Source organism: Chitinophaga lutea (genome assembly GCF_003813775.1).
In the GTDB taxonomy this organism is placed as follows: Bacteria; Bacteroidota; Bacteroidia; order Chitinophagales; family Chitinophagaceae; genus Chitinophaga; species Chitinophaga lutea.
Genome location: NZ_RPDH01000003.1, coordinates 716,063 through 742,284, shown reverse-complemented (window position 1 = coordinate 742,284; position 26,222 = coordinate 716,063). Strand labels below are relative to the sequence as shown.

Genomic DNA, 26,222 nt, shown 5'->3' with positions numbered 1-26,222 from the left:
TCATGGTTTTCATCAAAGTAATTTTCAACGGTGACGGATGTTTATCGCGGGCGGTACCCGCCTTTGGCTTGGATCAGTGCCCGCCATCTACCCCGCAACATCTTCGTCAGGTCGCTAAAAAGTAACATTCAGCCCGCCGGTGAACGACCTGGAATACGGGTACACCCCGTTGTCAATTCCCTGCGTCAGCGTGTTCTGTTCATTCCTGCTCACCTCCGGGTCGTAACCGCTGTACTGCGTCCACGTGAAAACGTTCTGTGCGGTGAAATAAAACTTCACCGCGCCGAGCCTGGCTTTGGAAGTAACGGAGCCCGGCAGCGTGTAACCCAGCGTGAGCGCTTTGAGGCGCAGATACGATGCGTCTTCCACAAACCGGTCTGAGTTCACGGAAGCGGGGTCTTCGTACGCCCGCGGAATAACGTTCGAGGGTTTCTCCGGCCGCCAGCGGTCGAGCGCCGAAACGGCCACGTTCTGCTGGCCGCTGAGGATTTCAAGCTGCTGCCGGTTCTGGTTGAATAACTGGTTGCCATACGAGCCCTGGAAAAACACATTCAATTCGACGCCTTTATACGCGAAATTGTTCGTTACGCCGCCAAGAAATTTGGGCTGCGCGTTTCCGATCACCCGGCGGTCGTCTGTTTCGGTGATCACGCCGTCGCCGTTGAAGTCGCGGTACAGCTGGTCGCCTGGTTTGTTTTTGGTGAGGTAAACGGGCAGTTTGCTCACGTCTTCCCCCGCCTGGATGATCCCGTTCGTCCGGAAACCGTAGAACGCGCCCAGCGGCTCGCCTGTCTGCGCAATGCTGGGGCCGGAGATGATGTAACCCACGCCATCGCCCAGGCTGATGATCTTGTTGCGGTTGATCGAAAACACGATGCCCGTATTCCAGCTGAAATCACCACGGATGTTGTCGGTGTTCAGTGAGATCTCCAGCCCCCTGTTCGACGCCGACCCGAAATTCTGCAACGCCGTGCTCTGCCCGGTGGTAAACGGAATGGGCACGCTCAGCAAGAGGTTGGTGGTCTTTTTGTAATACGCGTCTACGGCCAGGGTGATGCGGTTGTGAAAAAGCGACAGGTCGATGCCCGCATCATATTGCGCGGTGGTTTCCCAGCTCAGGTCGGGGTTGCCGATGCGGTTGGGCGTAAAACCCACCACGGTGTTGCCGCCAAAGAAGTAGTTGTTGTTCGCCAGTGTGGAAAGCGACTGGTACTGCCCGATTTCCTGGTTGCCCGTAAGCCCCGCGCTGATGCGGAATTTCAGGTTATCCACCGCATCCGGCAGCCGGATGAACTTTTCCTTGCTGATGATCCAGCCGAAGGCCGCGGAAGGGAAATAACCCCATTTGTTGTTCTTCCCGAACCTGGACGAACCATCCGCACGGCCGGTGACGGTGAAGAGATATTTGTCATCGAGGGTATAGTTGATCCTGCCCAGGAATGATTGCAAAGCCCATTCCGCGGAACCGGAGCCCGGCTGGCGGAAAACGGAGCCGCTGCCCAGGTCGTTGTACCTGAGCAGGTCGGTCACAAACCCTTCCGACGAAGCCGTTACGCTTTCACTGCGGAAAGCCTGCTGCGTAAAACCCGCCAGAATATTCAGCGAATGGCGCTTGCCGATCTGTTTGACATAGTTCAGCGTGTTTTCATTCAGCCAGGTAGCGGCCGTCTTCGTGCCCACCGTAGCCACGCTGTTGGCGGTGGAATTGGCGCCCTTGTACAGGGACGACGGGATAAAATAATTCTGTTTGTTGTGGATGATATCCGCCCCCACAGACACCCGCGCCGTGAGGTTCTCCAGTATCTTGTATTCCCCGTACGCATTGCCCAGCACGCGGTAAGTGTTCGTGTTGTTCGTTTCCTGCACGAGCGTGGCCACGGGGTTACCCAGCGGCGTTTCAAACTCGCTCTGGTAGGTGTATCTGCCTTTCGCATCGTACACCGGTATCACCGGCGGCATCAGCAGCAGCGCTCTTACGATGCTGTTGTCCGCCACCTGCGCGCGTGTTCTGCTGGCCGTAAAACTGATGCCGGTTTTAAAGCGCGTGTTGATGTTACGGTCAAAGTTGAGGCGGGCGGAATACCGCTCGAAATCCGTGTTCAGCAATACTCCCTCCTGTTTAAAATAGTTGCCGGAGATGGCGTACTTCGTTTTTTCGTCCCCACCGGAAATGGTCAGCTGGTGGCTCTGCATCGGCGCGGTTCTGAGCGCCGCCCTTTGCCAGTCGGTGCCCTGCGGCAATGCGGCGATCTGCGCCTCCGTATAGTAAGGCGTTTTACCGGCGTTCACACGGGCTTCGTTCTTGAGCCGCGCCCATTCGCGGGCATCGGTGAGCACGTCGACGGTGTTGGTCACTTCCTGCACACCATAATAACCGTCGTAGTTCACGGTATTCCGGCCCGCCTTCCCTTTTCGGGTGGTGATGATCACCACGCCGTTGGCGCCGCGGGAGCCGTAGATGGCGGTAGCGGAAGCGTCTTTCAATACGTCGATCGATTCGATATCGCCGGGATTCAGGCTGGCCAGCGCGTTGATCGACGGCCCGTTGGTAACGCCCGCGTCCGCATGCGCGTTGTTGCTGTAAACCGGAAACCCGTCTATCACATACAGCGGCTCGTTACCGCCCGTGATACTGTTGCCGCCGCGGATGCGGATGCTCACGGAACTGCCCGGCTGCCCGGAGCTTTGTGTGACCTGCACGCCGGCCACGGAACCCTGCAGCACCCGCTCGAACGAACTGACCTGGCTTCGGAGCGCCTGCGCCGGCACCGACGCCACGGAGCCGGTGAGATCGCTTTTTTTCTGGGTGCCGTACCCTACCACCACCACATCGCTCAGCTGCGTCTGCGCAGGTGATAACGGAATCTCCACGTGACCGCCGTTGACCGTCAGTTCCACCGGCTGGTACCCCACGGAACTGATGATGAGGATATACGGGAACTTCTGCCCCGTTACAAAATTGAAGTTGCCGTGCTCGTCGGCCGATACGCCATGCGTGGTGCCTTTGATCTTGACCGCCGCACCGGGCACCGGTTCCTTTGTAGTACGGTCCGTGACCCGGCCGCTTAAAGTAGAATTGATGATAGGTTTTACGGGCGTTTGGGATAAGAGCTGGAATGGTGACGCCAGGATGGCCCATAGCACGGCCACCAGTAATTTTTTCATTACATTTGCTTTAAGTATAAATAATAAGACAAGCATCCGGTGAGTAATCACCGATGCAGGTTGATCGCCGGTCTCGTTGTTTATGCGTTGGCCAGGCTGCTGTAACAGTCCTGGCTTTTTTTATGCGCGGCACAGCTGTAACTCCACCACGCATCCCGCATCACGTTTTTTGCCTAGGGACCGGAACGGCAAGCCAGGCCCGCTTTTCGGGGCAAGTCTGAATAGCACATAAATTGCGTTGCATGTTAAGAAGAAAAAGTTTCAATACTGCCCGGCCGGCCAACACCGGCTGATGGAAGATACTGTAGCTGAATAAAGATGTAATCGTGTCATGGTTGATCGGTTATAATGATTGGCACACGCAGACACTCTCCGCAAAAACGATATTGGGTGTAAATGTAAAACAATTAGTCTACAAAACAAGTAGACTTAAAGAAAATACCTCAAATTAGTAACAAAAGGGCCGGCTGCCGGCTCCTTGCACCTGCTCGATGCAACACGCTTCATGCTGCAATATGTATATGGCACTACGGTAACGGCATTCCGGATGTTAGCCCGGGCATACATCCAACATGACAGGCGCAAAAAAACCGGGAATAAAAATTCCCGGCCTTTCTATCATCCAAAATCTAAATAACGCTTATGATAAAGGGTATTCTCAGAATTTGTCGAACCACAGCCTCGTTTCCACCTCATCGCCGCCGATGTCGTGCGAGCCCTTTTCGTAGTTCTTGCGGTTGATGTTCTGTTCGTCCACAGAATATTTCACGCGCAGCGGAATGTCGCTCACGGCCTCGTGGGCTGCCTCCAGCTGCGGATAATCGAGCCTTCTCCATTCGAGCCACGCATCCACCCCACGGTTCACAAAGGCGATCCATTTCTGTACGCCGATGTATTTTTTCCACTCGGCGGCCACATATTTCACGCCGGGTTTGGCGAGATGCACGGCCGCGTCGCCGGCGGTAAGGCCCCAGGCGATAAAGGAAGCTTCCACGGCTTTGTTGTAATGCGCTTCTGCGGTGCCCCCCACGGCAAACCCGCGGGCTACGGCTTCGGCGAGGAGAAACTCGGTTTCGGCGTAATCGATGAGCACTCCGGGATTGTCCGCTGCGGCGATGATGGGGCCGATGTGCGAGAAGTCTTCGTAATCAGACAGCACACCCGGCGCACCGCCTACATACACACCGGCTACGTTCGGGGTGAAGTATTTCTGCAGGCGCGGATCCGTTTTGGCTTTCAGGCTATCTACGATGGTTCTGCAGGCCACGAAGTCGTTCCGCCCGCTCTGCACCACATCCGTCCATACGGGATTGTTATTCGGGGGCGATGAGAGGAAACGGTACAGCGCGCTTTCCGCCGCACTGCCGATCACGCCGGCCTGCGCGGCTTCTTCGGCAAAGGTTTTGGCCTTCGCCGCATCGGCATCCGCCAGCGTCATGGCCAGCTTCAGTTTGAGGGTGTTGGCCAGTTTCTTCCAGCGGTTGATGTTGCTGCCGTACAGCACATCGGCATCGCCAAACCCGCCGGCGGCGGTGTTCAGCGCGGCAGACGCGTCGGTGAGGCGTTTGATGAGGTCGAGGTAGATGGTGTTGGCGTCGTCGTATTTCGGGAAGGCGGATTCGATGTTGAGCGCTTCGGAATACGGCACGTTGCCGTACGTCGTCACCACGTAATGCCAGGCAGCCACTTCCATGATGTCGATCATCGCCGCCTGGTTCTTTTGCGCGGCGGGGTCGGCGGTGTATTTCGGGATGAGGTCGCGCGCGGCCTCCAGGTTGCCGAGCACATCGGTATAAAAACCGTCCCACCAGTGTTTGTTCAGTTCCCGCTCGTCAAAGTTGTAGCGGCTTTCGTCGGCATACGTGGTTTGCTGCCAGTACTGCACCACAAACCGGTAGCCGCTGGTATTGACGTCCGACGTGGTGAGCAGCTCCACCAGCTCCTTCTGCCCGTAAGTGAAAAGGGCGTACGAAGGCGCATCCGTCGGGTTCTTCACGTCTTTGTTCAGGTCTGTCAGGTCGCGCGTGCAGGATGCGGCGGCCAGCAGCGCCAGGATATATATACACTTCTTCATCTGCTAGAATTTAAATTTAAGATTGAAGGTAACCGTGCGGGTCGTGGGATACGCCGCGGCCTGGTATCCCTGCAGGTTGCCGGCGCCCAGGTTGTCTTCCGGGTCGGCATACGGGATGTTTTTGTGGATGATCCAGAGGTTGCGGCCTATCAGCGACAGGTCGACGCCCTTGAACGCTTTCATGCGGCTGAGCAGCGGCTGCGGCAGCGAATAGGTGAGCACCATTTCGCGCAGCTTCACGTAACTGCCGTCGTACACGAACGCCTTCTGCGGAGTGGTGCTGGTGCCGAACGCCACTTCGTAGGTGTTCTCCACATATTGGGTGTTGGGCTTGCCGTCTGCCGTTACGCCGGGCAGGATCACACCACCGCCTTCATCCACGGGGCTGCGCGTGGGCTTGCCTTTCGCATTGAGACCGGCGGTTTCGGGATAGAGGCCGGTGGAAAGGCCGTAGTACATATCGAGACTGAAAATATCGCCTCCTTTACGCATGTCCACGAGGAAACTGAAGCTCAGGTTCTTGTAGCGGAAGTGGTTATTGATGCCGCCGATCCAGTCGGGGTTGGGGTCGCCGATTTCCGCGTTCAGGTTGGGCGTGAGCAGGTACAGCCCGTCGTCGCCCACGGTACGCTGGCCGTTGGTATAGATAAAATCGCGGCCGCGGATCATCCCGTACGGGCGGCCTTTGGTGGCATTGAGCGTGATATTCCCCTGGAAGCCGGTGCCGATGCTGAAATTCTCCGCATCGCCATACAGCGCGAGCACCAGGTTATTGTTCTTCGACCAGTTGGCCTGTACGTTCCAGGCAAAGTCGGGCGTTTTCACCGGCACCAGGCTCAGCGTGGCTTCCCAGCCTTTGTTCTCCACCGTGCCGGCGTTGAGGTATTTGTAACTGTAGCCCGTGGTGCGGGAAACGTTCACCGGCATGATCTGGTCGATGGTGCGGGTGCGGTAATACGTGAGGTCCACGCCTATCCGGCTGTTGAGGAAACTCATCTCCACGCCGGCTTCGATACTGTTGGTACGTTCCGGCTTCAGGGAGCCGTTATTTTTCGAAGTGGAAATGCGGTATTGGGGCCGCGAGCCGAAAGGCGATTCACCCACGTACACGTCGTTCACGATGCCGATCGGCGCGTCGCTGCCTACCTGGGCTACGTTCGCACGCAGTTTGCCGTGCGAGAACCAGCGCAGGTCCGAGAGCAGCTTCGTGAAGGTGAAGCCCAGCGAACCGGAAGGATAATAATACACGTTGTTGCCGTCGGGCAGCGTGGAAGAAGCATCGCGCCGGACAGTCCCGTCGAGTGTAATCATGTCGTTCCAGGAAAGCGTCACACCGCTGAAGATGCCCTGCACCTCGCGCCTGCCCACGTATTCATACGGCGTTTCGGGTGCGTTCAGGGAATTGGTGAGGGAATACACCCGGTCGGAAATCAGGCCCCCGTTGGTTTCGGCGAAGATCGTCTGTGATTTCTGCTTGCGGATGTTGCCGCCCAGCAGCGCTTTGAAATTCAGTTTGTCAGTCAAATCCTTGTCCATATTCAGCAACAGATCGTAGTTGTTTTCGAGGAAAGAAGCATTGGTGCGTTTGTAGGTAGACACACCGGTGCTGCCGAGATTGACGCGCTCTTCCCGCAGTTCGTCATACGTATCGAGCGAAGCGCGGGCCAGCAGGTTCAGCCAGGGCGCGATCTTGTAATTGACGTGCACATTGCCGAAATAACGGCTGCGGGCGTCGGTTTCGTAGTTCTCGTAAATGCTCCAGTACGGATTGTTCCAGTAGTACGGGGTAAGATCGCTGGGGGAATGATAGTTCCAGGTGGCGTTCCGTTTGTTGCGGAAATACGCCGCGCGCTGCTCTTTGATATCGACGTTCGTCTGCCACCACTGCCGGAAAGAAGTCATGATGTTACGGCCGTAATCGCCGTCGTATCCCGTACCATAACGGCCCTTTCCTTCGATGTGGGAATAGTTGGTCATGGCGCCGACGGTGATCTTGTCAGACAGGTTGAGCGTACCGGAAAAGTTCACCAGGTTTTTGGTGATTTTGCTGTTCTCGATGATGCCGCGGTCGTCGTTGCGGGTATAGCCGACTTTGAAGGTACCCTTATCGGAACCGCCGTCCGCAAAGGCGCTGAAGTTGGTGGATACGCCGGGTCGGAAGAAATGACTGGCATCGTGCGCGGCGGCGGTCCAGGGGCGGGCTTTGCGGTAAGTAGGCGACGTGCTGTCGAACGCATCCCATTGGTACACCATCAGGTTGGGATCGAAGGGCATGCCGAACGAAGCGTCGGCGTCGAGGCGGGCTACACGGTCTGGCGTGCCGTCGCCGTTGACGTCGCGGTTGAACCAGTGCGATTCATAACCGGCGCCGTATTCGTTCTGGTATTTGGGGAAAGTGCTTTTAACGAGCGTTGCTACGCCCACACCGGTGTTGACGGTAATGCCGAGGCCTCTTTTTCCTTTTTTTGTCGTAACCAGCACCACGCCGTTGGCGCCTTGCGAGCCGTACAGAGCGGTGGCCGCGGCGCCTTTGAGTACGCTGATGCTTTCAATATCGTCGGGGTTGATATCTGCTGCGGCGCTGCCATAATCATAGCCGCCGAAGCCGAGGCGTTGCAGGCTGTTACCCAAACCGCTGGTGTGGCGGGCGCCGCTCTGGTTGTTGTAAGGCACGCCGTCGATTACGAACAGCGCGGTGTTGTCGTTGGTGATGGAGCGGATGCCACGCAGCTGCACGTTGGTGGAGCCGCCCAGCACGTTGTTCTGCTGGATGCTCAGACCGGCGATCTTGCCGGAGAGGCCCTGCATGAAGTTGGGCGCGCGCACCCGGGCGATCTCTTCTCCCGAGATCTGCTGGATGGCGTACGACGTCTGGTTCCGCCGCCTGTTCACACCCAAAGCGGCCACCACCACTTCCGTGAGCTGGCTTTCGCTTTTGGGGAGCTTCAGCGAAAAACCGGCGCCCACATTCCTGGCGGGCACTTCGGTGCGGTTGTACCCTATCATGGAAAACACCAGTACGTCGTTGTCTTTGGCCTGGACCCTGAAGGCGCCGGCGGCATCGGTGAAACCGCCGCCTGTGGAGCCTTTGATCTGCACCGACACCCGTTCCAGCGGCATGCCGGCTTCATCGGTCACCAGACCGGATCGGGGCTTTTCCTGGGCGTGCAGGGACGTCACGCATATGAGCAGGAAAAACAATAGTAGTTTTCGTTTCATAAGCTATATTTTGGTTTATCCGGCAATAAACACGCAATACAGCAATGAGACGCAGGGGGACACGCCGGAGTGTGATATTATCCGGCTCAACTGTAGGAATTGATTCTTTAATTTTTAGTCGGCCAGGCTGGGATTGGGCAGGGCAGCGGCATTGGCGGAACGGGAATCGACGAGCAGCAGTTTTTCGAGCACGCCATGCAACACGCTAATTTCCACAGGCTTGCGGATGTAACCGTCCATGCCCATCGAAATATACTCCTGCTCCTGCTCTTTAAACGCATCGGACGATACGGCTACGATGGGGATATGTTTCAGCAGCTTTTCCTGCCGGAGGTTAAAAAACGTTTCGCGCCCGCTCATCACGGGCATGTGCAGATCCATGAGAATCACGTCGGGCTGCATGTCCCGCACCAGCTCTATGCCTTCCAGGCCGTTGATGGCGAACCGCACCTGTGTGATGCCGATCCTGGCCAGGAAGTGTTTCATGATCGTATGGTCGATCACGTTATCGTCCATCACCACTATTTTAATATGCGAAGGCAGGGGCGCTATTTCGGTGGCGGTATGCACCCGCGCCTCGCTGCTGATCTGCAGCGGCAATGCGATGAGGAAGTTGCTGCCTTCGCCCTGCTGGCTGCTTACCTGTATGCTGCCGCCCATCAGTTCCACTTTTCTTTTGGCGATGGCCAGGCCGAGGCCGCTGCCGCCAAACTGCCGGTACATATCCCGGTCGCCCTGTTCGAACGGCTGGAAGATGGCGGCGAGCTGCTCTGAGGGAATGCCGCGTCCTTCGTCGCATACCTGGATGAACATGCTGTGCAGGTTATGGAAACAGCGTACGCGGATGTTTTTTTCGGCGGGGGTGAATTTGATGGAATTGGACAGGATGTTGTTGATCACCTGCCCCAGCATCAGTTTGTCGCTGACGATCATTTCCGGGAAACGGCTGTCTATTTCGAGGTGGATGAACACGGATTTTTTACTGGCGATGCTCTGGTAAATATTCACGGTATTGAGCAGCCAGTCGCGCAGGGAAAATGCGCCCATCTTCACTTCATCCGTTTTGCCGGCTTCGATTTTGGCCAGCTCCAGCACGCTGTTCACCAGTTCGAGGATGTTGTGGCTGGTGGCGTGGAGGTTTTTGGCCATCTGGCGGATGCGCTCTTCCGGGTCGGGCTGGCCGAGCGCTTCGTTCAGCATCTCGCTGATGCCCATGATGGTGTTAAGGGGGGTGCGAATTTCGTGGCTCAGTTCGCTGATGAACTGCGTTTTGGCGTCGTTGGCCGTTTGCAGGGCAATCGTGCGCTCATGCACTAGGTCTTCCATTTCGCCGCTGTACCGCGCCAGCTCCATGCGCTGGTTCATGACTTCGTTGCGGCTGCGGAGGAGGGCGGTGTTGCGGCTGCGAAGGGTCCGCAGCAGGTCCATGATATTACGCTGGTATAAACTGATGGCGAGATAATTCAAAAAGAGCACCACGGGCATCACCATCCAGCGGTAAAGGTTCTGCGTCTGGGCCGATAACGGCAACGGTTCAACGAGATGGAAATAATAAATGAACTCGAGCACCACCAGGCAGATAATGGGCATCGATACACAGATAATGCGCTGCAGCTTCTCCTGCGGGCGCCAGATCAGCAGGGCCACGCTCATGAGGAAAACGGCCAGCAGCTGCACTTCGGTAACACGCCCCAGGATGGCGCCGTAGTACAGGATGATGACGATAAAGATGCCCAGCAGGCCGATCCGCGATGCGTTGAAATAGCCTTTATAGTTCAGCCATATCATGCTGAAAAAAGCCGGGCAGAATATGCCTACGGCCGGAACCAGGATGAGCAGGGAATGTACGAGCAAATAGAATGAGATGCCGTATACCGTTACCAGTATGCCGGTGGCAAAGCTGACGATGTTGACCACCCTGATCCTCCGGGCTTCTTCTTTACTGGCGGTACGCAATATGCCCAACTTGTAAATGTGCTGTAGCCTGGCGCGGAATGTTTGGGATATTAAACTCGGCATCACGAATAGGTTTATTTAAACAAACGGACTGATATGATGACCACTCTTACAATAAAGACACGGTTTTCCAGTCACGGTCAGGGAATTCTTGGTTTTGGTTGAACAGCGGCTCCTTTCATGCCTCCTATATGCTTAGTGCCTCTATCTAAATGTAAGGAATCCTGTCCTAATTTGCTAAAAAGATATATACGTTGCTGGGGCCGTTTCCGGTTTTTGTTTCACCCTGGTATTATACGGGTTTTATCGTATTCGTTACCAGTGTATAATACTTGTGCAACGGTTATAAATGAAAAAAACTTACCCTTTGCCTTTCTTCTTTTTAGCGCCGGGGGCTTGTTGTTCATGGGGCAGCGGGGCGGCGTTGCGGGGCTTGCCGGCCGGGGCTGAAGTGCTCAGTTCACCACGCTCATAGGTTTCGCGCATCATGGAGCCGTCTTCATCATACACCCGCCATTCGCCGTGTTTCACGGAATGGCCTTTGCGGGTTACTTCCACGAGGTTTTCCTCGCTGGTAACGGGGTCTACCACCGTCACCGTATCTTTCTGGCCTTCCAGGTCCACGGCTATCATGTTGCCCACTGCGCTGATTTTGCCGTCGGGGTAATAATACTTGCACAAACCATCCAGTGCGCCGTGTTTAAATGTTTCTTCCGCAATCACATCGCCGTTGGCGTTGTATTTTTTCCAGACGCCCTCCTTCCGGTCGTTGACATACCGGCCTTCCCAGGAATAACCGGGCTCGCCGCGCACGCCTTCCACCTGTTCCACCCAGGGGCCCTGTTTGCGTTTTTTGGCGTCCACGCTGTTACCCCCGGACTGTGCGGCCGCAGTAAGCGCAATAAATGAGCAGAGAATCAATGAGATGAGTGTTTTCACAGGAACTAAAGGATTTAATGGTTATTCACAATTTACAATTTTTTCCGCAATGGAAGGGGCCCCGTAAAATCGGGGCCCCGTTTGTATTGTTTCAGGTTGCAAGATTACTTCTTCAGAGTAATCGTAGGAACTTTGGTGTCTTTGTTGCGTTCGACCTTGATGTTGGTAATGGTCGTGTCTCGGTAACCATTGCCGGCATTTACATACAGGCTGTACGTGCCCACTTTCAGACCGCGGATTTTGAATTCGCCCTGGCGGCCCGGTAATGCGTACATGGAATCAAGACTGTTGTATACCGTCACCACTGCTTCAGCATCGGTGGGCAGAATCCTGCCGGATACGGAACCGGTGGTTTTCAATGTCCACACGTGGATGAACGGCACGAGGATGAACTTGCCACGGCTTACCTGGATGATGGAACGTTGTATGTCGAAATCGAGCCACAGTTGCAGGTTATCGGGAGAAATTTCATCCCATTCGTGATGTCTTACTTTGATCAGTATTTTCACCTGTCCGCCGATGGAACGGAGCGGATAACTTACGCTGTCTTTTACGAGAGAGTTGTTGGGGCCCACGGTGATACGGATGGCCTTGATGCGGCCTTTGGCGATCACGCCGGCGGCAAGACTGGTATCTACACCGTTACGGAGTTTCAGCAGATCGTATACACCGGGTTTAACGGCGAGGGAATCCCATATGTCGCAGTCATCGTCCTTATCTCTTCCACGGCCTCTGTCTTCCCACCAGCCGCAACGGTCGCGGTCGTCCCAGCGGTCGTCGTCGTCATCGTCGTCGCTTTTACAGGTGTCGATCAGTACTTCCACTTTCCGGATATCGATGAGCACCTGGTCGAACACGCCGGGCCCATCCGTCAGTTTGATGCTCACGCGCTGTTTGCCGTCAGGCACTTCGCCCGGTTCGGCAGAACTGTTTTTTGTACAGGCGTACATAATGAAGGAGAGGGCACCCAGGAGCACGACGGGCAAGCCCCACTTGCGGAACACTTTTTTCATAATAAAGACTGGTTTTAAGATTAGTTACTCGTTTTTCAACTATGGAATAATAATCAGATCAAATGGTAATTGAAACGCAGAATCACATGTCCTTATTGCACCGTTCAGGTTAGATGGGAAATACCGGAGAAGGTTTAAACAGCCGTTAGAATTTTTTTCATGCCGTGAAATATGGTCCGGGGTTGTATCTGCAATTTTCATTCCAAAGCCCGGGCCGAAGCTTTGCAGGGAAAGGCTTTCATGCGAAACGGGCCCTCGCCGGGGCCCGTTGCATTGCTTTGTTAATGGGAATTTATTTTTTCCTGCTTTTGAAAATGGCCGCGCCTAAAGGCGGCAGCCGCAGGATGAGATCGTAAGGTTTGCCGAAGCGGCCCGTTACGGGTTTGAGGATGCCGGTATTGACCACGCCGCTGCCGTAAAAGCGCGCTTCGTCGCTGTTGAGCACCTCCTTGAAATTGAGGTCCCAGGGGATGCCGATGGGATAGGCTTCATGGGCCACGGGCGTCATGTTCAGCGCCACGAGTATCACTTCACCGTTTTCCCCTTTGCGGGCGTACACGATGATGCTGTTGTCGTGGTCCGCCAGGTGCACCCATTCAAAACTGTTGGCGTCGAACTGCGTGGCATACAGGGCGGGCTCGCCGGTGTAGAGTTTATTAGCGGCCTTCACGAATTCCTGCAGGCCCTGGTGCGTAGGATGCTGCAACAGGTGCCAGCCCAGCTCGGTTTTATAATTCCATTCTTTCGTATCGCCGAACTCCCCTCCCATGAATAATAACTTGGTGCCGGGATGGGTAAACATGTAGCTGTACATCAGCCGCAGGTTGGCAAACTGCTGCCAGTCGTCGCCGGGCATTTTATAGATCAGCGGGCTCTTGCCGTGCACCACTTCATCGTGGCTGAGCGGCAGCATGAAGTTTTCGCTGAAGGCGTACATGATGCTGAAAGTGATCTGGTTCTGGTACCACTTGCGGAAGAGGGGATCCTTTTTGAAGTAGTCGAGCGTATCGTTCATCCAGCCCATCATCCACTTCATCCCGAAACCCAGGCCGCCCATGAATACGGGGCGGGACACGCCGTAGAACGAGGTCGATTCCTCCGCGATGGTCTGCACGTCCGGGAAGCGGCTGTAAATGGTGGTATTGAGCTCTTTGAGGAAAGCGATGGCTTCGAGGTTTTCATTCCCGCCATGGGCATTGGGCTCCCAGGCGCCCGCCTTCCGCGAATAATCGAGATGGATCATGGAGGCCACCGCATCCACCCGCAGGCCGTCGATATGGAATTTATCGAGCCAGAACAGGGCGTTGCTGAGCAGGAAGGATTTGACCTCGTTGCGGGCATAGTTAAACACATAACTGTTCCAGTCCGGGTGAAACCCTTTCCGCATATCGGCGTATTCGTAACAGTGCGAACCGTCGAAACGGTAGAGGCCATGGTCGTCGTAAGGAAAGTGGGAAGGCACCCAGTCGAGTATCACCCCGATGCCGGCGTGATGGAACGCGTCCACCATGGCCATGAATTCCTGGGGCGTACCGTACCGGGCGGTGGGGGCATAAAACCCCGTGAGCTGGTAGCCCCACGACCCGTCGAAGGGATGCTCCATGATGGGCATCAGTTCCACATGCGTGAACCCCATTTCTTTCACATAGGGCACCAGCATGGCTGTTATCTCCTTGTAGGAATAAAAGACTTCGTGATTCTCCGGGTCCGGCCGGCGCCACGAGCCCAGGTGCACTTCATACACTGAAAACGGGCTGCGGAGGCTGTTCTTGGCGGCTCTTTTCTTCATCCAGGCCGCATCTTTCCATTTGTAGGTGAGATGGGTGGTGACGGACGCCGTTTTCGGCCTTACCTCCCAATGGTTGGCAAATGGGTCGCCCTTGCGGAGCTCTTCCCCGGAATTGGAGCGGATAAAGTATTTATACAGCTGCCGGTCCTTGAGATGGGGAATAAACCCTTCCCAGATACCGGATTTGTCCCAGCGGGGGTACAGGGTATGACTGTACTGGTTCCAGCCGTTGAAGTCGCCGATCACCGACACAAAAGCCGCGTTGGGCGCCCAAACGGCGAAATAGGTACCCTCCACCCCTTCGTAGGTAAGGCCGTGCGACCCGAACTTTTCATACAGACGGTCGTGCGACCCTTCCTGGAACAGCTGTATATCCCGGGCGGAGAACAATGAAAAAGGTTCTACGGGCTTTAATGTACGGAACGGCTCTTCATCCTGTGGAATGCTCTTTTTTAGCTTTTGGCGGGTTGTGGTCATACCTGTTTGGGCTGGTGATTTTTTTCAAGATAAAAAAAATAACCCGCAAACTGTCGTCTGCGGGTTAAAATTATAATATCTGAAGCGGTGCTTAGCGTTTTCCGCGGAAACCACCGCCACCGGATTTGGAGAACTCGCGGCGGGGACGGAACCCTCCGTCTTCGCTGCCTGTCCAGGTTTTACGGGGACGGTCGGCATAAGAGCGACCGCCGCCACCACCACCGGTACGGCGCTTGTCACCGTCCTGTGAGGTTTCGATCCTTACGGAGCGGCCGTTGTATTCCACTTTTTTGAAGCTGTTCTGCACTTTTTCCACCACGTCGTTTTCCACTTCGAAGAAGGAATAAACGCCTTTCAGGTCGATACGGCCGATCATGTTGCCACGCAGGCCGGTATTGTCGCAGATAAAGCGCAGCATGTCGCCGCGGGTGAAATTGTCAACAGAGCCCAGGTTGATGAACAGGCGGCTGAATTTGCCGTTGCGGGCGGTGCGGCCGAAGTCTTCGCTGCCGCGGCGCTCTTCCTTCACGTTCAGGTCCGGAGCGTCCTGGTAGTATTCCAGGAACTCGTTGAACTCGAGGGAGGCGAAGCGGCGGATCAGTTCTTCCTTGCTCAGGTCTGCAAACTCTTCGTATATGCGGGTCAGATAGGGGTCTATCTGCTCTTCGTTTACCACTACGTTATGCACTTTATGTACGAGGGCGAACAATTGTTTTTCGCATACGGCGAATCCGTCCGGCACTTCCGCCTTCACGAATTTCTTGCCGCCGAGCACACGCTCTATCTGGCGGATCTTGCCGATGTCGCGGCCGCCGATGATGGCGATGGATACGCCGGAACGGCCCGCGCGGGCGGTACGGCCTGAACGGTGGGTGTAGTTCTCCACGTCGTCGGGCAGGTCGTAGTTGATCACGTGCGTTACGTTATCCACGTCGATACCGCGTGCGGCCACATCTGTAGCCACCAGCACCTGGATGGATTTTTCACGGAAACGTTTCATCACCTTGTCGCGCTGCTGCTGGGTGAGGTCACCGTGCAGGGCGTCGGCGTTGTAACCGTCGCGGATGAGGCTTTCGGCGATTTCCTGAGACTCGATCTTGGTACGGGTGAAGATGATGCCGAAGATGTCCGGGTTGAAGTCCACGATGCGTTTCAGCGCTGCGTACTTGTCGCGGGGGCGCACTACATAATATTCGTGCTCGATATTGACGTTACCGCTGTTTTTGCTGCCTACGGTCAGTTCGAAGGGATCGTCCATGTATTTCTGGGCGATGCGGCGAACTTCCGCGGGCATGGTGGCGGAAAACAGCCAGGTTGTTTTTTCTTCGGGGGTATTGGAAAGAATGCTGTTGATATCTTCCTGGAAACCCATGTTGAGCATTTCATCCGCTTCGTCGAGCACGGCATAGCGTACTTTTTCGAAGTTGATGGCGCCGCGCTCGATGATGTCGAGCAGGCGGCCCGGGGTGGCTACCACGATGTGCACGCCGCGTTTCAGTTCACGCAGCTGCAGGCCGATGGCAGTACCACCGTACACGGCTACGATGCTCACGTCGCCGAGGTATTTGGAGAAATTTTTCAGGTCGTTGGTAATCTGGAGGCACAGCTCACGCGTGGGGCACAGGATGAGTGCCTGCGGCTGGCGCAATTTTACATCGAGCTGATGCAGCAGCGGCAAACCAAATGCCGCCGTTTTACCGGTACCGGTTTGTGCCAGGCCCACAAAATCGCGGTCTCCGCCGAGGAGTACCGGAATAGCTTTTTCCTGGATGGGTGTAGGGGAAACAAAGCCGAGGTCTGTTACGCCTTTCAGCAGATTCTCCTGAAGTCCTAATGATTCGAATGTTGTCATTTAATTTTTTTCGGTGGCCCGCTTGTTTTTTTAACAGGCCGGGTGATCAATTGCCGGTTGTTTTAAACCAGCTCTCCTTCCAAGTCATAGTCGAACGCCTTGGTTATTTTAACCTGTACAAAATCGCCGGGTTTCAACTTCCTGTCTGTGTTAATGATCACCTCATTATCCACCTCCACCGAATCGAACTCCGTACGGCCCAGGTAACGGCCGGATTCTTTCTTATCAACGATTACTTTGAATACTTTTCCAACTTTCTCCTGGTTCTTCTCCAGGGAAATTTCCTGCTGCGTTTCCATGATGTCCTGCGCGCGCCTTTCTTTTTCTTCGGCCGGGATGTTGTCTTCCAGGTCGTAAGCCGAGGTGTTTTCCTCGTGGCTGTAGGTGAACACGCCTACCCTGTCGAACCGTACCTCTTCGAGGAAACGTTTCACGTCTTCCACGTCTTCTTCCGTTTCACCGGGGAAACCGGCGATGAGGGTGGTACGCAGGCAGATGCCGGGCACTTTTTCGCGGATGGTCTGCACCAGGTCGAAGATCTCGCGGCGGGTGATCTGGCGTTTCATGGCCTTGAGCATGGGGTCCGCGATGTGCTGCAGCGGCATGTCGAGGTACTTGCAGATATTATCCCGCTCCCGCATCACATCCAGTATTTCGAGGGGAAACTTGGTGGGATAGGCATAGTGCAGGCGAATCCATTCGAGGCCTTTCACATCGGCCAGGGCATTGAGCAGGTCGGCGAGGCGGCGCTGTTTGTACAGGTCCAGGCCATAATAGGTCAGTTCCTGTGCGATCAGCATGATTTCCTTCACCCCGCTCTTCACCAGTTTCTCCGCTTCCGCCACCAGTTGCTCGATGGGTTTGGAAACGTGCTGGCCGCGCATCAGGGGAATGGCGCAGAATGCGCAGGTACGGTTACAGCCTTCCGAGATTTTCAGATAGGCGTAGTGCGAAGGGGTGCTGAGCAACCTTTCACCTACGAGTTCCGCCTTATAGTCCGCATCGAATTTTTTGAGGATGAGGGGCAGTTCCATGGTACCGAACCAGGCGTCCACGCCGGGTATTTCTTTCTCAAGGTCACCACGGTAGCGCTCACTCAGGCAACCGGTCACGAACACCTTGTCGAGGCGGCCCCTGTTCTTGAGCTCCACCTGGTCGAGGATGGTATTGATGGATTCTTCTTTGGCCTTATCGATAAAACCGCAGGTGTTCACCACCACGATATTGTGATCGCGTTTGGCGTTTTCATGCACCACATCGATGTCGTTGGCTTTCAGCTGGCCGCTTAAAACCTCCGAATCAACCATGTTCTTCGAACAACCCAGCGTAATAATATTAACCTTGTCCTTCTTTAAAGTTCTTGTCTTCAAATAGCAATTTTTAAGTTGATCCCGGTTGCCCGGAATTTGCCACGAAGACGCGCAGACACGCTTTGAATTTACAGCAGGCAGCTGTTGTTGAGTGACTATGAGTCTTTGTGGAGTCTCTTGAGAAGGTGCAAAGTTAACGAATTATATTGAAAATATGTGTATTAACATATAATTAATCAATACTGGCGGCCGTTACCTGCCACTTCGAGCTGTTTCATGGCCCTTTCCGCGCGCTGGCGGGCTACTTTGCGTTTGTAGTGATACCACCATTGCGGCGCCATCCTGATCATCAGGTTGTTCATGCTCCGCAGGCCGGCGATGTGGTAAAGGCCGTTGAGTTTGCCGGCGAGGGTATGGTCGAGGGCGCGCAGGCTCATGGCGAAGCCGCCGTCCAGGTACTCCATATGGTGCCAGTAGCCGCCCGGCATGAACATGGTGTCGCCGTGCTCGAGGATGGTGGAATAACCCCGTGCGTACTGGAGCGCGGGGTAGTTGGCTTCGTCGAGCTGCTCTTTCCAGTTCACGAAACTGGCCGCGCTCTCCACGGTGAGGGGCATACGGTAAATGAGCTTCGACTGGTTGTTCTCCAGCAGCAGCACCCTTTTACGGCCAACGAACTGGGTATGGAAGATGTGGCTGAGATCGATGTCGTAATGCATATGGGCTATGGAACCCTCTCCGCCCACGAACAGCATCGGGTATTTTTTGAGGAACCCTTTGGCGAATTCGTCGGGCCAGGTGAAATCGTCAACCAGCTGCGGGGCATGCTGGAAGATATTGAACAGGAAGATCCGGAGTTTGACCGGCCCCTGCTGGATCATGTCGAGATAGTCCCCGAAACGGATGTAATCGTCTGCGCCGTTGACGAGGGTTTTCGCCCCTGCCCTTTCGTTATTGTAAACTCCTACGGTTTTATCGCCCACGATGGATTTGAAGTAATCCCAGGTCCATTTGTCGCGTGCAGGCCAGGCTTTGGACAATCCTGTAATGATCAAGGGTTTGCGAGGTTCGAAGTATTGTGTCCTGAAGTCTTCCGCTGAAATGTGCTCAACTCGATCTATGGATTGTATTTTCATAAAAACGAATTGTTTTCGGGTGAAACAATAAGGTACTATCATCAAATTTAAGGAATTGCTGCAATAGATGCACAGCGTGCGTAAAAGGTTGATAAATAGTTCGGTATTGGTGCCAGGCAGCTAATAGCAGACGCTATTTCCGACGCTTGTTCCCGGATTTTCTAACATTGTCCGGTACTTTTTTGGCATCAACATTCAGCTTCCGTTGTACCTTTTTCACATCCTCTTCGGGAGGCAATTGCTCCGGTCTTACCCCTCTTTCCTGCAACATCTTTCTTACAGCAAGATTGTTATCAACGTGCTCATCGGAAATCTCCTCCTCGGCGCCAAGGTCTTTTTCGATAACGTTGTGACTGGTGAGCTCGGTGGCAAAGTCTTTGGCCTTGCTGGTAAGGGTAGGCAAAAAGTCAGCCAGGGGGCTGCTTTCCGGAACATTAAACTTCTTTTTAATATCGGTGGTATTAAATCCACCAAAAAGCGCTTGTCCCCTTTGCTCCGGATCAGGGCAAAACCGCGTTCGTCCACTCCCCGTTCATAAATGATACCTGACAACTTTTCTCGGATTTGGACAGCTTCTCTCTTGCAGCCACTCTGGCAATATCCATCAGTCGCTGCTCAATGATTTCCTGCTTTCTTGTTTGTACTGCGAAATTGGTTTGCGCGAAAGCAATTTCTGCTTTTGCGGAATCGCCATTCTGGGCCACCAGGTAACATGCATAACGGGACAGCGCCATGTCTTCAATTTGCCGTTGTGCGCCCCTGGCGAGTTCGATCATTTTCCCGATATCGGCAAAATGATCAGAAACCTTACCCCCAGAGGTTATACAAGCTTTCTTCGCTTTCTCCAGTACGTTGAGAAAGTTATCCCATTTGGAATAGCCGAGAATGTCCTGTAATTCCCGGGCACTCCGCATTCAATGCCCCGATACTCATAACAGGCTTGTTCAAATCGCGCAAATAGTTGTTGAATTTGTTCTTTCTTCATCAAACAATGGTTTTAAAGGTTAACAGACAATTGCATTAAATATATTAAAAAAGGCGAAACAGGGCATCGCCATCAAAAAAGCCGGAAGCAAAACTTCCGGCTCTCAATATGGTATCTTCAGAATCAATCATTTAAGCTGAACAGTGTATCCACGAATTCTTCGCGGTCAAACACCTGCAGATCTTCCATTTTTTCGCCGATACCGATGTATTTTACCGGTATTTTGAACTGGTTCGCGATCGCCAGTACCACGCCGCCTTTGGCGGTACCATCGAGTTTGGTGATGGCCAGGGAGGTCACTTCCGTAGCCGCGGTGAACTGGCGGGCCTGTTCGAGCGCGTTCTGGCCGGTGGAGCCGTCGAGCACCAGCAGCACCTCATGAGGGGCATCGGGGATGACCTTGTTCATGACGCGTTTGATTTTGGTGAGCTCGTCCATGAGGTGGAGCTTGTTATGAAGACGGCCGGCCGTATCGATGATGATCACATCGGTTTCGCGGGCTACCCCGCTTTGCACGGTGTCGAAAGCCACCGCAGCCGGGTCAGAGCCCATTTGCTGCTTCACGATGGGCACGCCCACCCTTTCGCTCCAGATGGTCAGCTGATCTACCGCGGCGGCCCGGAAGGTATCCGCAGCGCCCAGCAGCACCGATTTGCCGGCTTTTTTGAAGTTGTAGGCCAGTTTACCGATGGTAGTGGTTTTGCCCACCCCGTTCACTCCTACCACCATGATCACGTAGGGCTTTTTACCGGCCGGTACGTCGAAATCGCGGAAACCACTGTCTGGCGCATCCACGAGAATGGCTGCCACTTCTTCTTGCAGTATCCGGTTTAATTCACTGGTGTTCAGATATTTATCTTTAGCAACGCGTGCTTCGATTTTGCTGATGATCCGCACCGTGGTGTCTACGCCCACGTCGGCGGATACGAGCGCTTCTTCCAGGTTGTCCAGCACTTCTGCGTCTACGGTGGACTTACCGGCGATGGCGCGGCCGATTTTGGAGAGGAAACTTTCTTTTGTTTTCTGAAGGCCCTGATCCAGACTTTCCTTCTTTTCCCGTGAAAAGAGCTTATTAAAAAAACCCATACAAAGTCAATTACAATGTGATTTAGCCATCCGGAGGCGGTTAACTGCCTGTTTCCGGAAGCAGGTTACAAATGTAGCGTTATTCAGGATTTGACGGGTAAAAATATTCGCCCCTGCCATCGCCTCCGCCAAACCGCCAAACGCGATGCAGAATACGCGCAATCCCTTGATACCATTGGGTTTGAGCAGGGATAAAGTACCTGTTAAGTACCTATAAGGCACCTTTGAGCTATCTGTATAGAAGGTACCTTATACGTACTCCATAGGTACTTAACAGGTACTTCATAGGTACTTAAACCCCCTTGAAACACAGACACAGTAAGGATTTCGACCGATTTCGCCGCGCCTGGGGACTTTACGGGGAGGAAACAGGATTTGCTGCACTGACCCTGCGGTTCGATACAACAGGCACTTTACAGTGCCTGTAATTGACGCTGGCAGGGCTCACTGGCTCAAATGATATTGGCTTTCCTTTTGCGCTGCCACACTATTGAGTAGGCCCTGTTTTTTCGACCCCTGGTCAGGTGCCGGGTAGTCAAAGGGCACGTGGGGGCGTAACCGGCTATCGGTGTGTATGCTTTGGGGGGCGGCAGCCGCGGGCTGCCTGGGTAGTCACCAAGCCCTGCCACCCTATACCCACCCTTAAATGCCGGATGCCGCCCCAAATGGACGGCGTCCCGCGAATATTTCCCGGCGCAACCGGCAGATAGCTGTAAAACTCCCGCCATTCTCCAAAACACAAAAAGCCGTCCGCATTGCGAACAGCTTTATTGCAGTATGATTAGTAAAGCCGAATTACTTCTGGGTCATGTACTCCTGCACTTTGTCTTTGTGCACGATTGCTTCCTTGAAGGTATAAGCGCCTGATTTGGGAGAACGTACAGCTCTGATCACTTTCGTCCACACTTTCGCCTCAGCGGCTGCTTTCGTATCTTTTACTTTCGCGTTTTTAGAAGCCTGTTTTGCCATCTTGTATAGAATTAATCGTTAATTGTAAAGTGTCAATCATTCAGAGCTAACCGTAACCTGAACGATTAACAGCCCCGCAACTAACTGACCTTATTTAATTTCTTTGTGTACAGTCACCTTTCTCAGGATAGGATTGTACTTTTTCAGCTCCAGACGCTCCGGAGTGTTCTTTTTGTTTTTGTTGCTGATGTAGCGGGAAGTACCCGGCTGGCCGGAATTTTTATGCTCCGTGCACTCCAGAATTACCTGCACCCTGTTACCTTTCTTTGCCATTTTGTATTCTTATTAAGTGATCCTTAACGAATTAGATGTCTTTGTTACCTTCAGCGCGCAGCTCTTTCACTACGGCATACAGGCCACGTTTGTTAATGGTTCTCAGACCATCGGCGGACACTTTCAAAGTGATCCAACGGTCTTCCTCAGCCAAAAAGAAACGCTTGGTTTGCAGATTGGGCAGAAACCTTCTTTTTGTCTTGATGTTCGAAAAAGATACATGATGACCTGTAATTGGTTTTTTCCCTGTCACCTGACATACTCTTGCCATGTTCTAAAAATTTTGGACTGCAAAAGTCGCACTATTTTACGTAATTATCAAATTATGGGAAGTGTTTTTATTCACATAATTTATTTGATGTCTAATTTTATGGACACTCCACTACTCACAGCAGCACCCCCAGGCTCCTGATCACCGCGCCCAGCCTCACCGCATCGAGGATCCGCTGCTGTTCGGTGCCGTGCTTTAAAAGCGCCTCCTCATGAGAGCTCACGCACATTTCACAACCGTTCAGGGCAGACACCACCAGGCTCACCAGCTCGAAAAACTCCTTCCCGATCGCCGGATTGGCCATAATGCTCATCCGGATACCCGCCGGCGCCGTGGTGTAAAACTCCTTGCCCACGAAGTGGCGGAAACGGTAATACACGTTGTTGGCGTTCATCAGCGAGGTGCAGCTCACCACGTCGGCCACTTCCTTGTCGGTAGCGCCCGCCGCCAGCGCCAGCTGCTCAAAACCGCCCTGCAGGCCGGCCAGCTTCTCGTTCACGGCCACCGCCAGGCCCAGCAGGTACGCTTCCTTTTTGGTCAGGGTACCGGCGTCGATGGCGTTGGTCACGTTGATTTTCAGATCTTTCAGGTAACGGGCGTCCGTAGCGGCCAGCGCAGCCAGTTTACCGGGCACGTCCTGCGTGGGCATCCCCACCGCCTGCAGCAGCTGCTGGGCGGTTTCCTGTGTATTCGTTGCAAACATGTTGAATCTTTTTGTGTTGTGTACGGGGTAAAAACAAAAGGGGCCGGAAAAGGCCCCTCCTGCTTCAATGTCATTATGCGTTCAGGGTCGCTTCGCCTTTCTGCCAGTTGCAGGGGCACAGCTCGTCTGTCTGCAGCGCGTCGATCACGCGGATAACTTCCTTCACGTTACGGCCTACGCTCAGGTCATATACGGAAGTCCAGCGAACGATACCCTGGGGATCCACCACGAAAGTAGCACGGTAAGCGATCTTTTCGTCGGATTGCAGGATGCCGAGCTCTTCGGCGAGGCTTTTTGAAGTGTCTGCCAGCATGGGGAACTGCAGGCCGCGGAGATCGTCGTGATCTTTCCTCCAGGCGAGGTGCACAAATTCAGAGTCGGTGGAAGCACCGATCAGGATAGCGTCGCGGTCGGCGAAATCCTGGTAGTGTTTGTTGAATTCAGCAATTTCGGTAGGACAAACAAACGTAAAATCCTTGGGCCACCAGAACATCACCATCCATTTGCCGGAGTTTTTGATCTCTTCGGAAGAGATTTCATAAAACTCTTTCCCTTTTTCGATTGAAACAACTGCCTTTTTTGCAAACTCAGGGAATTGCGCCCCTACGGATAAAACTGCATTTTTCATGATCTATTTCGATTTTTATTGATTTAATGCTAAGCTGTTTAGTAAAGCCGCCGCAAAGTTCATCATCAAAAAGGGATAAATCAAATAGATTTATCGACACTAGATATCAATTTACTCTATACTGTTTCAATTTATTATAGACACCACTTCCCGCAAACCCGCTGCCAGCGTGAAACTCCTTATTTTGCTGGTGTTTTGACTGCTGAAATACACAATTTTTTAACGATTCCGCGTAACCTTTTGGCACGTTATTTAGTTATATATGTAGCAAGTAAAAAACAGGACAGGATATGAAACTGAGAAATGTACTTTTAGCGATTCTTACGGTTGGCCTTGCTTTGATTCCGTTTATCAAAAACAGCATCAACAAACAAGATGAATTCGATGCTACGCAGGATTTATTCATCTAGTTTCGGCGGTTCATGCGGCAGCTAAGGGCCGGACATGACCGCAGCGGGTTCCATTGTACCGTAATTGAAAATTGTTCTCCCCCGGAGAATGGTTGGATTTGTTTTGCTGCCACTGGCCTGATATCGCAGTGGCGCATCACCCGGGATGCTTTCCCCTTTTAAAAACGCGTTTTTTAATACATAAAAAGGCTGCATGATCGCTCATGCAGCCTTTTTTTATGCCCGCAGACCCGGGCAAAACTTCGTCAATCCCTTAGCTGTACTGTATTTCATACATTTCCGGCCGGCCGGAAATGTATGCCCGCTCCCCACACCTTCCGCTTACAACGCCCTCCCACGGCGGTTTTCAGACCCCTGGTGAACAACGCGTCGGCAGGGGGTCACCAGGGTGATCAACGAACCTTCAACGAAGGATCAACGAACCTCCAACGAAGGATCAACTTTTCGGTGATCCTTCGTTTATCTCCCAGGGAAGCTTCGTTGAAGCTTCGTTCAAACTCAGGTATTCTCGTTAATCAGGTCTTTCAGGCTTCTTACCCCGATCATTTTGGCGGAGGTATAGCCTTCGGCATAGGGCACGCCTACCATTTTACCCAGCATTTTAGCCCGGTAGAGCACGCTGTCGAAGAATTCGGGGGAAGAGATGTATGTCTGCGGCTCATGGTCCTGTGCGGCCAGGAACTGCGTTTTAAAGCATTTGATGGCTTCGATCTTCTTGTCCATCACCGGGGTGATGTCTACCACGAAATCGGGCTCATGGTAACGGTCCTGCAGGAAGTGGAACACCTGCTTGGGGCGCCAGGCCTGCTGCGGCTTTCCGTCGTCGCCCAGGGTTTCGATTTTCCGCAGCCCCGCCAGGAAGCAGCTGTCTGCGATCAGTTTGGCGGCGCGGCCATGGTCGGGGTGCCGGTCGTCGATGGCGTTGGCCAGCACGATATCGGGCCGGAACCGCCGGATGGCGCGGATAACGGCCAGCTGGTCTTCCCGCGTGTTCTGGAAAAAGCCGTCGGCCAGTTTGAGGTTCACCCGCACGTCGAGCCCCATCAGGGCGCAGGCGTCGGCGGCTTCCACGAGGCGGCCTTCGGGGGTGCCGCGGGTACCCAGTTCTCCCTGTGTCAGGTCAGCAATGCCTACCTTCATTCCCTGCAACGCATGTACCATCAGGGTGCCGGCGCACGATAGTTCCACATCGTCGGGATGGGCCGCAATGGCCAGTATATCCAGTTTCATTCGTTTGTGATTAATTTTTAAACAGGCGAACGGCCTTGCAACGGCATCATTCGTGATTCGCCCGGCAAAGTTCGGGGTTACGGTGGGATGTACCAAATCGGAGGGGCAACATCTAATTGAAGCGGTTATACAGCTGGATCTCCTGTACGATCAGCTCGATATCCTTGTCGTCCTGGATGTTGAATTCGCTCTTCAGGTTACCGCCGAAGAAAAAGGCCACGGTCTGGTACATGCGGGCGTTAAAGCCGCCCCTCAGTTCCTTGATGATCTCATAGCAGTTTTCCCCGGTTTCGCGGTGGATGAGCTTCATGAGCACCTTGCCCTGGTAAATGGAGAGGTCTTCGAGTTTATTGCCGAACTGTTCCTTGAGCTCTTTTTCCTTGGTGGCGAGGTAGGCCTTCCGCTGTTTTTTATCGGGCATTTTGTCCAGCTCCCGGCCCACGTCTTTCAGCACGCGGCTGGCGGTGACGGCGTAGGGATAGGTCACGTAAACAGCATTGCGCAACCGCGTCCAGCGGGCGCGTTCTTTCCGCAGGCGCCTGGGCAGCCGGTCCACAACTTCCACGATAGACAGGGTGATGGAGGGGATGGTGTCCGTTCCGTAAATCACTGCCCGGACAGCCACAGAATCTGCGCCCGTGCGCTGCTGGGCGGCAGCGGTAAAGTGAAGGCACAGCAGGCTTAAAACGGCAATGGTCAGAAAACGAAACATACGAGTTTGAATAAAACCAAGGTAC

Annotated in this window: 20 protein-coding genes; all 20 read right to left on the bottom strand. The window is 53.9% G+C overall.

The genetic code is table 11. From position 1 onward, the window contains the following. Positions 1 to 114: 114 nt before the first annotated feature. Positions 115 to 3,165, bottom strand: coding sequence for a SusC/RagA family TonB-linked outer membrane protein (locus tag EGT74_RS26105; protein WP_123849552.1), 3,051 nt, complete (start codon positions 3,163 to 3,165; stop codon positions 115 to 117). Positions 3,166 to 3,823: 658 nt separating this feature from the next. After that, complete coding sequence (locus EGT74_RS26100; RefSeq protein ID WP_123849551.1) at positions 3,824 to 5,239, bottom strand: SusD/RagB family nutrient-binding outer membrane lipoprotein; 1,416 nt, start codon at positions 5,237 to 5,239, stop codon at positions 3,824 to 3,826. Positions 5,240 to 5,242: 3 nt separating this feature from the next. After that, positions 5,243 to 8,458 (bottom strand): SusC/RagA family TonB-linked outer membrane protein, encoded by a 3,216-nt coding sequence (locus tag EGT74_RS26095; RefSeq protein ID WP_123849550.1) that lies wholly within the window; start codon positions 8,456 to 8,458, stop codon positions 5,243 to 5,245. A 114-nt stretch (positions 8,459 to 8,572) separates the two neighbouring features. Beyond that, positions 8,573 to 10,477, bottom strand: coding sequence for an ATP-binding protein (locus tag EGT74_RS26090; RefSeq protein ID WP_123849549.1), 1,905 nt, complete (start codon positions 10,475 to 10,477; stop codon positions 8,573 to 8,575). 297 nt (positions 10,478 to 10,774) lie between these two features. Next, positions 10,775 to 11,353 (bottom strand): toxin-antitoxin system YwqK family antitoxin, encoded by a 579-nt coding sequence (locus EGT74_RS26085; protein ID WP_123849548.1) that lies wholly within the window; start codon positions 11,351 to 11,353, stop codon positions 10,775 to 10,777. Between the two features lie 104 nt (positions 11,354 to 11,457). Continuing rightward, positions 11,458 to 12,366 (bottom strand): DUF4382 domain-containing protein, encoded by a 909-nt coding sequence (locus tag EGT74_RS26080; protein ID WP_123849547.1) that lies wholly within the window; start codon positions 12,364 to 12,366, stop codon positions 11,458 to 11,460. A gap of 292 nt (positions 12,367 to 12,658) precedes the next feature. Further along, positions 12,659 to 14,632, bottom strand: a complete 1,974-nt coding sequence (gene glgB, locus EGT74_RS26075; protein ID WP_123849546.1) for a 1,4-alpha-glucan branching protein GlgB — start codon at positions 14,630 to 14,632, stop codon at positions 12,659 to 12,661. Between the two features lie 91 nt (positions 14,633 to 14,723). Then, positions 14,724 to 16,484 carry a DEAD/DEAH box helicase gene (locus EGT74_RS26070; RefSeq protein WP_123849545.1) on the bottom strand — a complete coding sequence of 587 codons (1,761 nt, stop codon included), beginning with the start codon at positions 16,482 to 16,484 and terminating at the stop codon, positions 14,724 to 14,726. 62 nt (positions 16,485 to 16,546) lie between these two features. Beyond that, positions 16,547 to 17,854: a 30S ribosomal protein S12 methylthiotransferase RimO gene (rimO, locus tag EGT74_RS26065; protein WP_123849544.1), complete on the bottom strand. Its 1,308-nt coding sequence runs from the start codon at positions 17,852 to 17,854 to the stop codon at positions 16,547 to 16,549. A 176-nt stretch (positions 17,855 to 18,030) separates the two neighbouring features. Continuing rightward, entirely contained in the window at positions 18,031 to 18,930 is a 900-nt protein-coding gene (locus tag EGT74_RS26060; protein ID WP_123849543.1) for a cupin-like domain-containing protein, read from the bottom strand. A gap of 133 nt (positions 18,931 to 19,063) precedes the next feature. Continuing rightward, a complete protein-coding gene (locus EGT74_RS27240) occupies positions 19,064 to 19,333 on the bottom strand; it encodes a hypothetical protein (protein ID WP_246008307.1) in 270 nt (89 codons plus the stop codon). Positions 19,334 to 19,430: 97 nt separating this feature from the next. Beyond that, positions 19,431 to 19,844 (bottom strand): BRO family protein, encoded by a 414-nt coding sequence (locus EGT74_RS27235; RefSeq protein ID WP_246008306.1) that lies wholly within the window; start codon positions 19,842 to 19,844, stop codon positions 19,431 to 19,433. Positions 19,845 to 20,038: 194 nt separating this feature from the next. Next, positions 20,039 to 21,001 (bottom strand): signal recognition particle-docking protein FtsY, encoded by a 963-nt coding sequence (gene ftsY, locus EGT74_RS26050; protein ID WP_123849542.1) that lies wholly within the window; start codon positions 20,999 to 21,001, stop codon positions 20,039 to 20,041. A gap of 795 nt (positions 21,002 to 21,796) precedes the next feature. After that, on the bottom strand, positions 21,797 to 21,970 hold the full coding sequence (locus tag EGT74_RS26045; protein ID WP_123849541.1) for a DUF4295 family protein: 174 nt from the start codon (positions 21,968 to 21,970) through the stop codon (positions 21,797 to 21,799). A gap of 90 nt (positions 21,971 to 22,060) precedes the next feature. Further along, a complete protein-coding gene (gene rpmG / locus EGT74_RS26040; RefSeq protein WP_074238941.1) occupies positions 22,061 to 22,243 on the bottom strand; it encodes a 50S ribosomal protein L33 in 183 nt (60 codons plus the stop codon). A gap of 31 nt (positions 22,244 to 22,274) precedes the next feature. Continuing rightward, complete coding sequence (gene rpmB / locus EGT74_RS26035; RefSeq protein ID WP_119079658.1) at positions 22,275 to 22,514, bottom strand: 50S ribosomal protein L28; 240 nt, start codon at positions 22,512 to 22,514, stop codon at positions 22,275 to 22,277. A gap of 115 nt (positions 22,515 to 22,629) precedes the next feature. Further along, on the bottom strand, positions 22,630 to 23,217 hold the full coding sequence (locus EGT74_RS26030; protein WP_123849540.1) for a carboxymuconolactone decarboxylase family protein: 588 nt from the start codon (positions 23,215 to 23,217) through the stop codon (positions 22,630 to 22,632). A 73-nt stretch (positions 23,218 to 23,290) separates the two neighbouring features. Continuing rightward, a complete protein-coding gene (locus tag EGT74_RS26025; RefSeq protein ID WP_123849539.1) occupies positions 23,291 to 23,845 on the bottom strand; it encodes a peroxiredoxin in 555 nt (184 codons plus the stop codon). Between the two features lie 908 nt (positions 23,846 to 24,753). Further along, complete coding sequence (bshB1, locus tag EGT74_RS26020; RefSeq protein ID WP_123849538.1) at positions 24,754 to 25,485, bottom strand: bacillithiol biosynthesis deacetylase BshB1; 732 nt, start codon at positions 25,483 to 25,485, stop codon at positions 24,754 to 24,756. Between the two features lie 112 nt (positions 25,486 to 25,597). Continuing rightward, complete coding sequence (locus EGT74_RS26015) at positions 25,598 to 26,197, bottom strand: DUF4294 domain-containing protein (protein ID WP_123849537.1); 600 nt, start codon at positions 26,195 to 26,197, stop codon at positions 25,598 to 25,600. Positions 26,198 to 26,222: the final 25 nt, after the last annotated feature.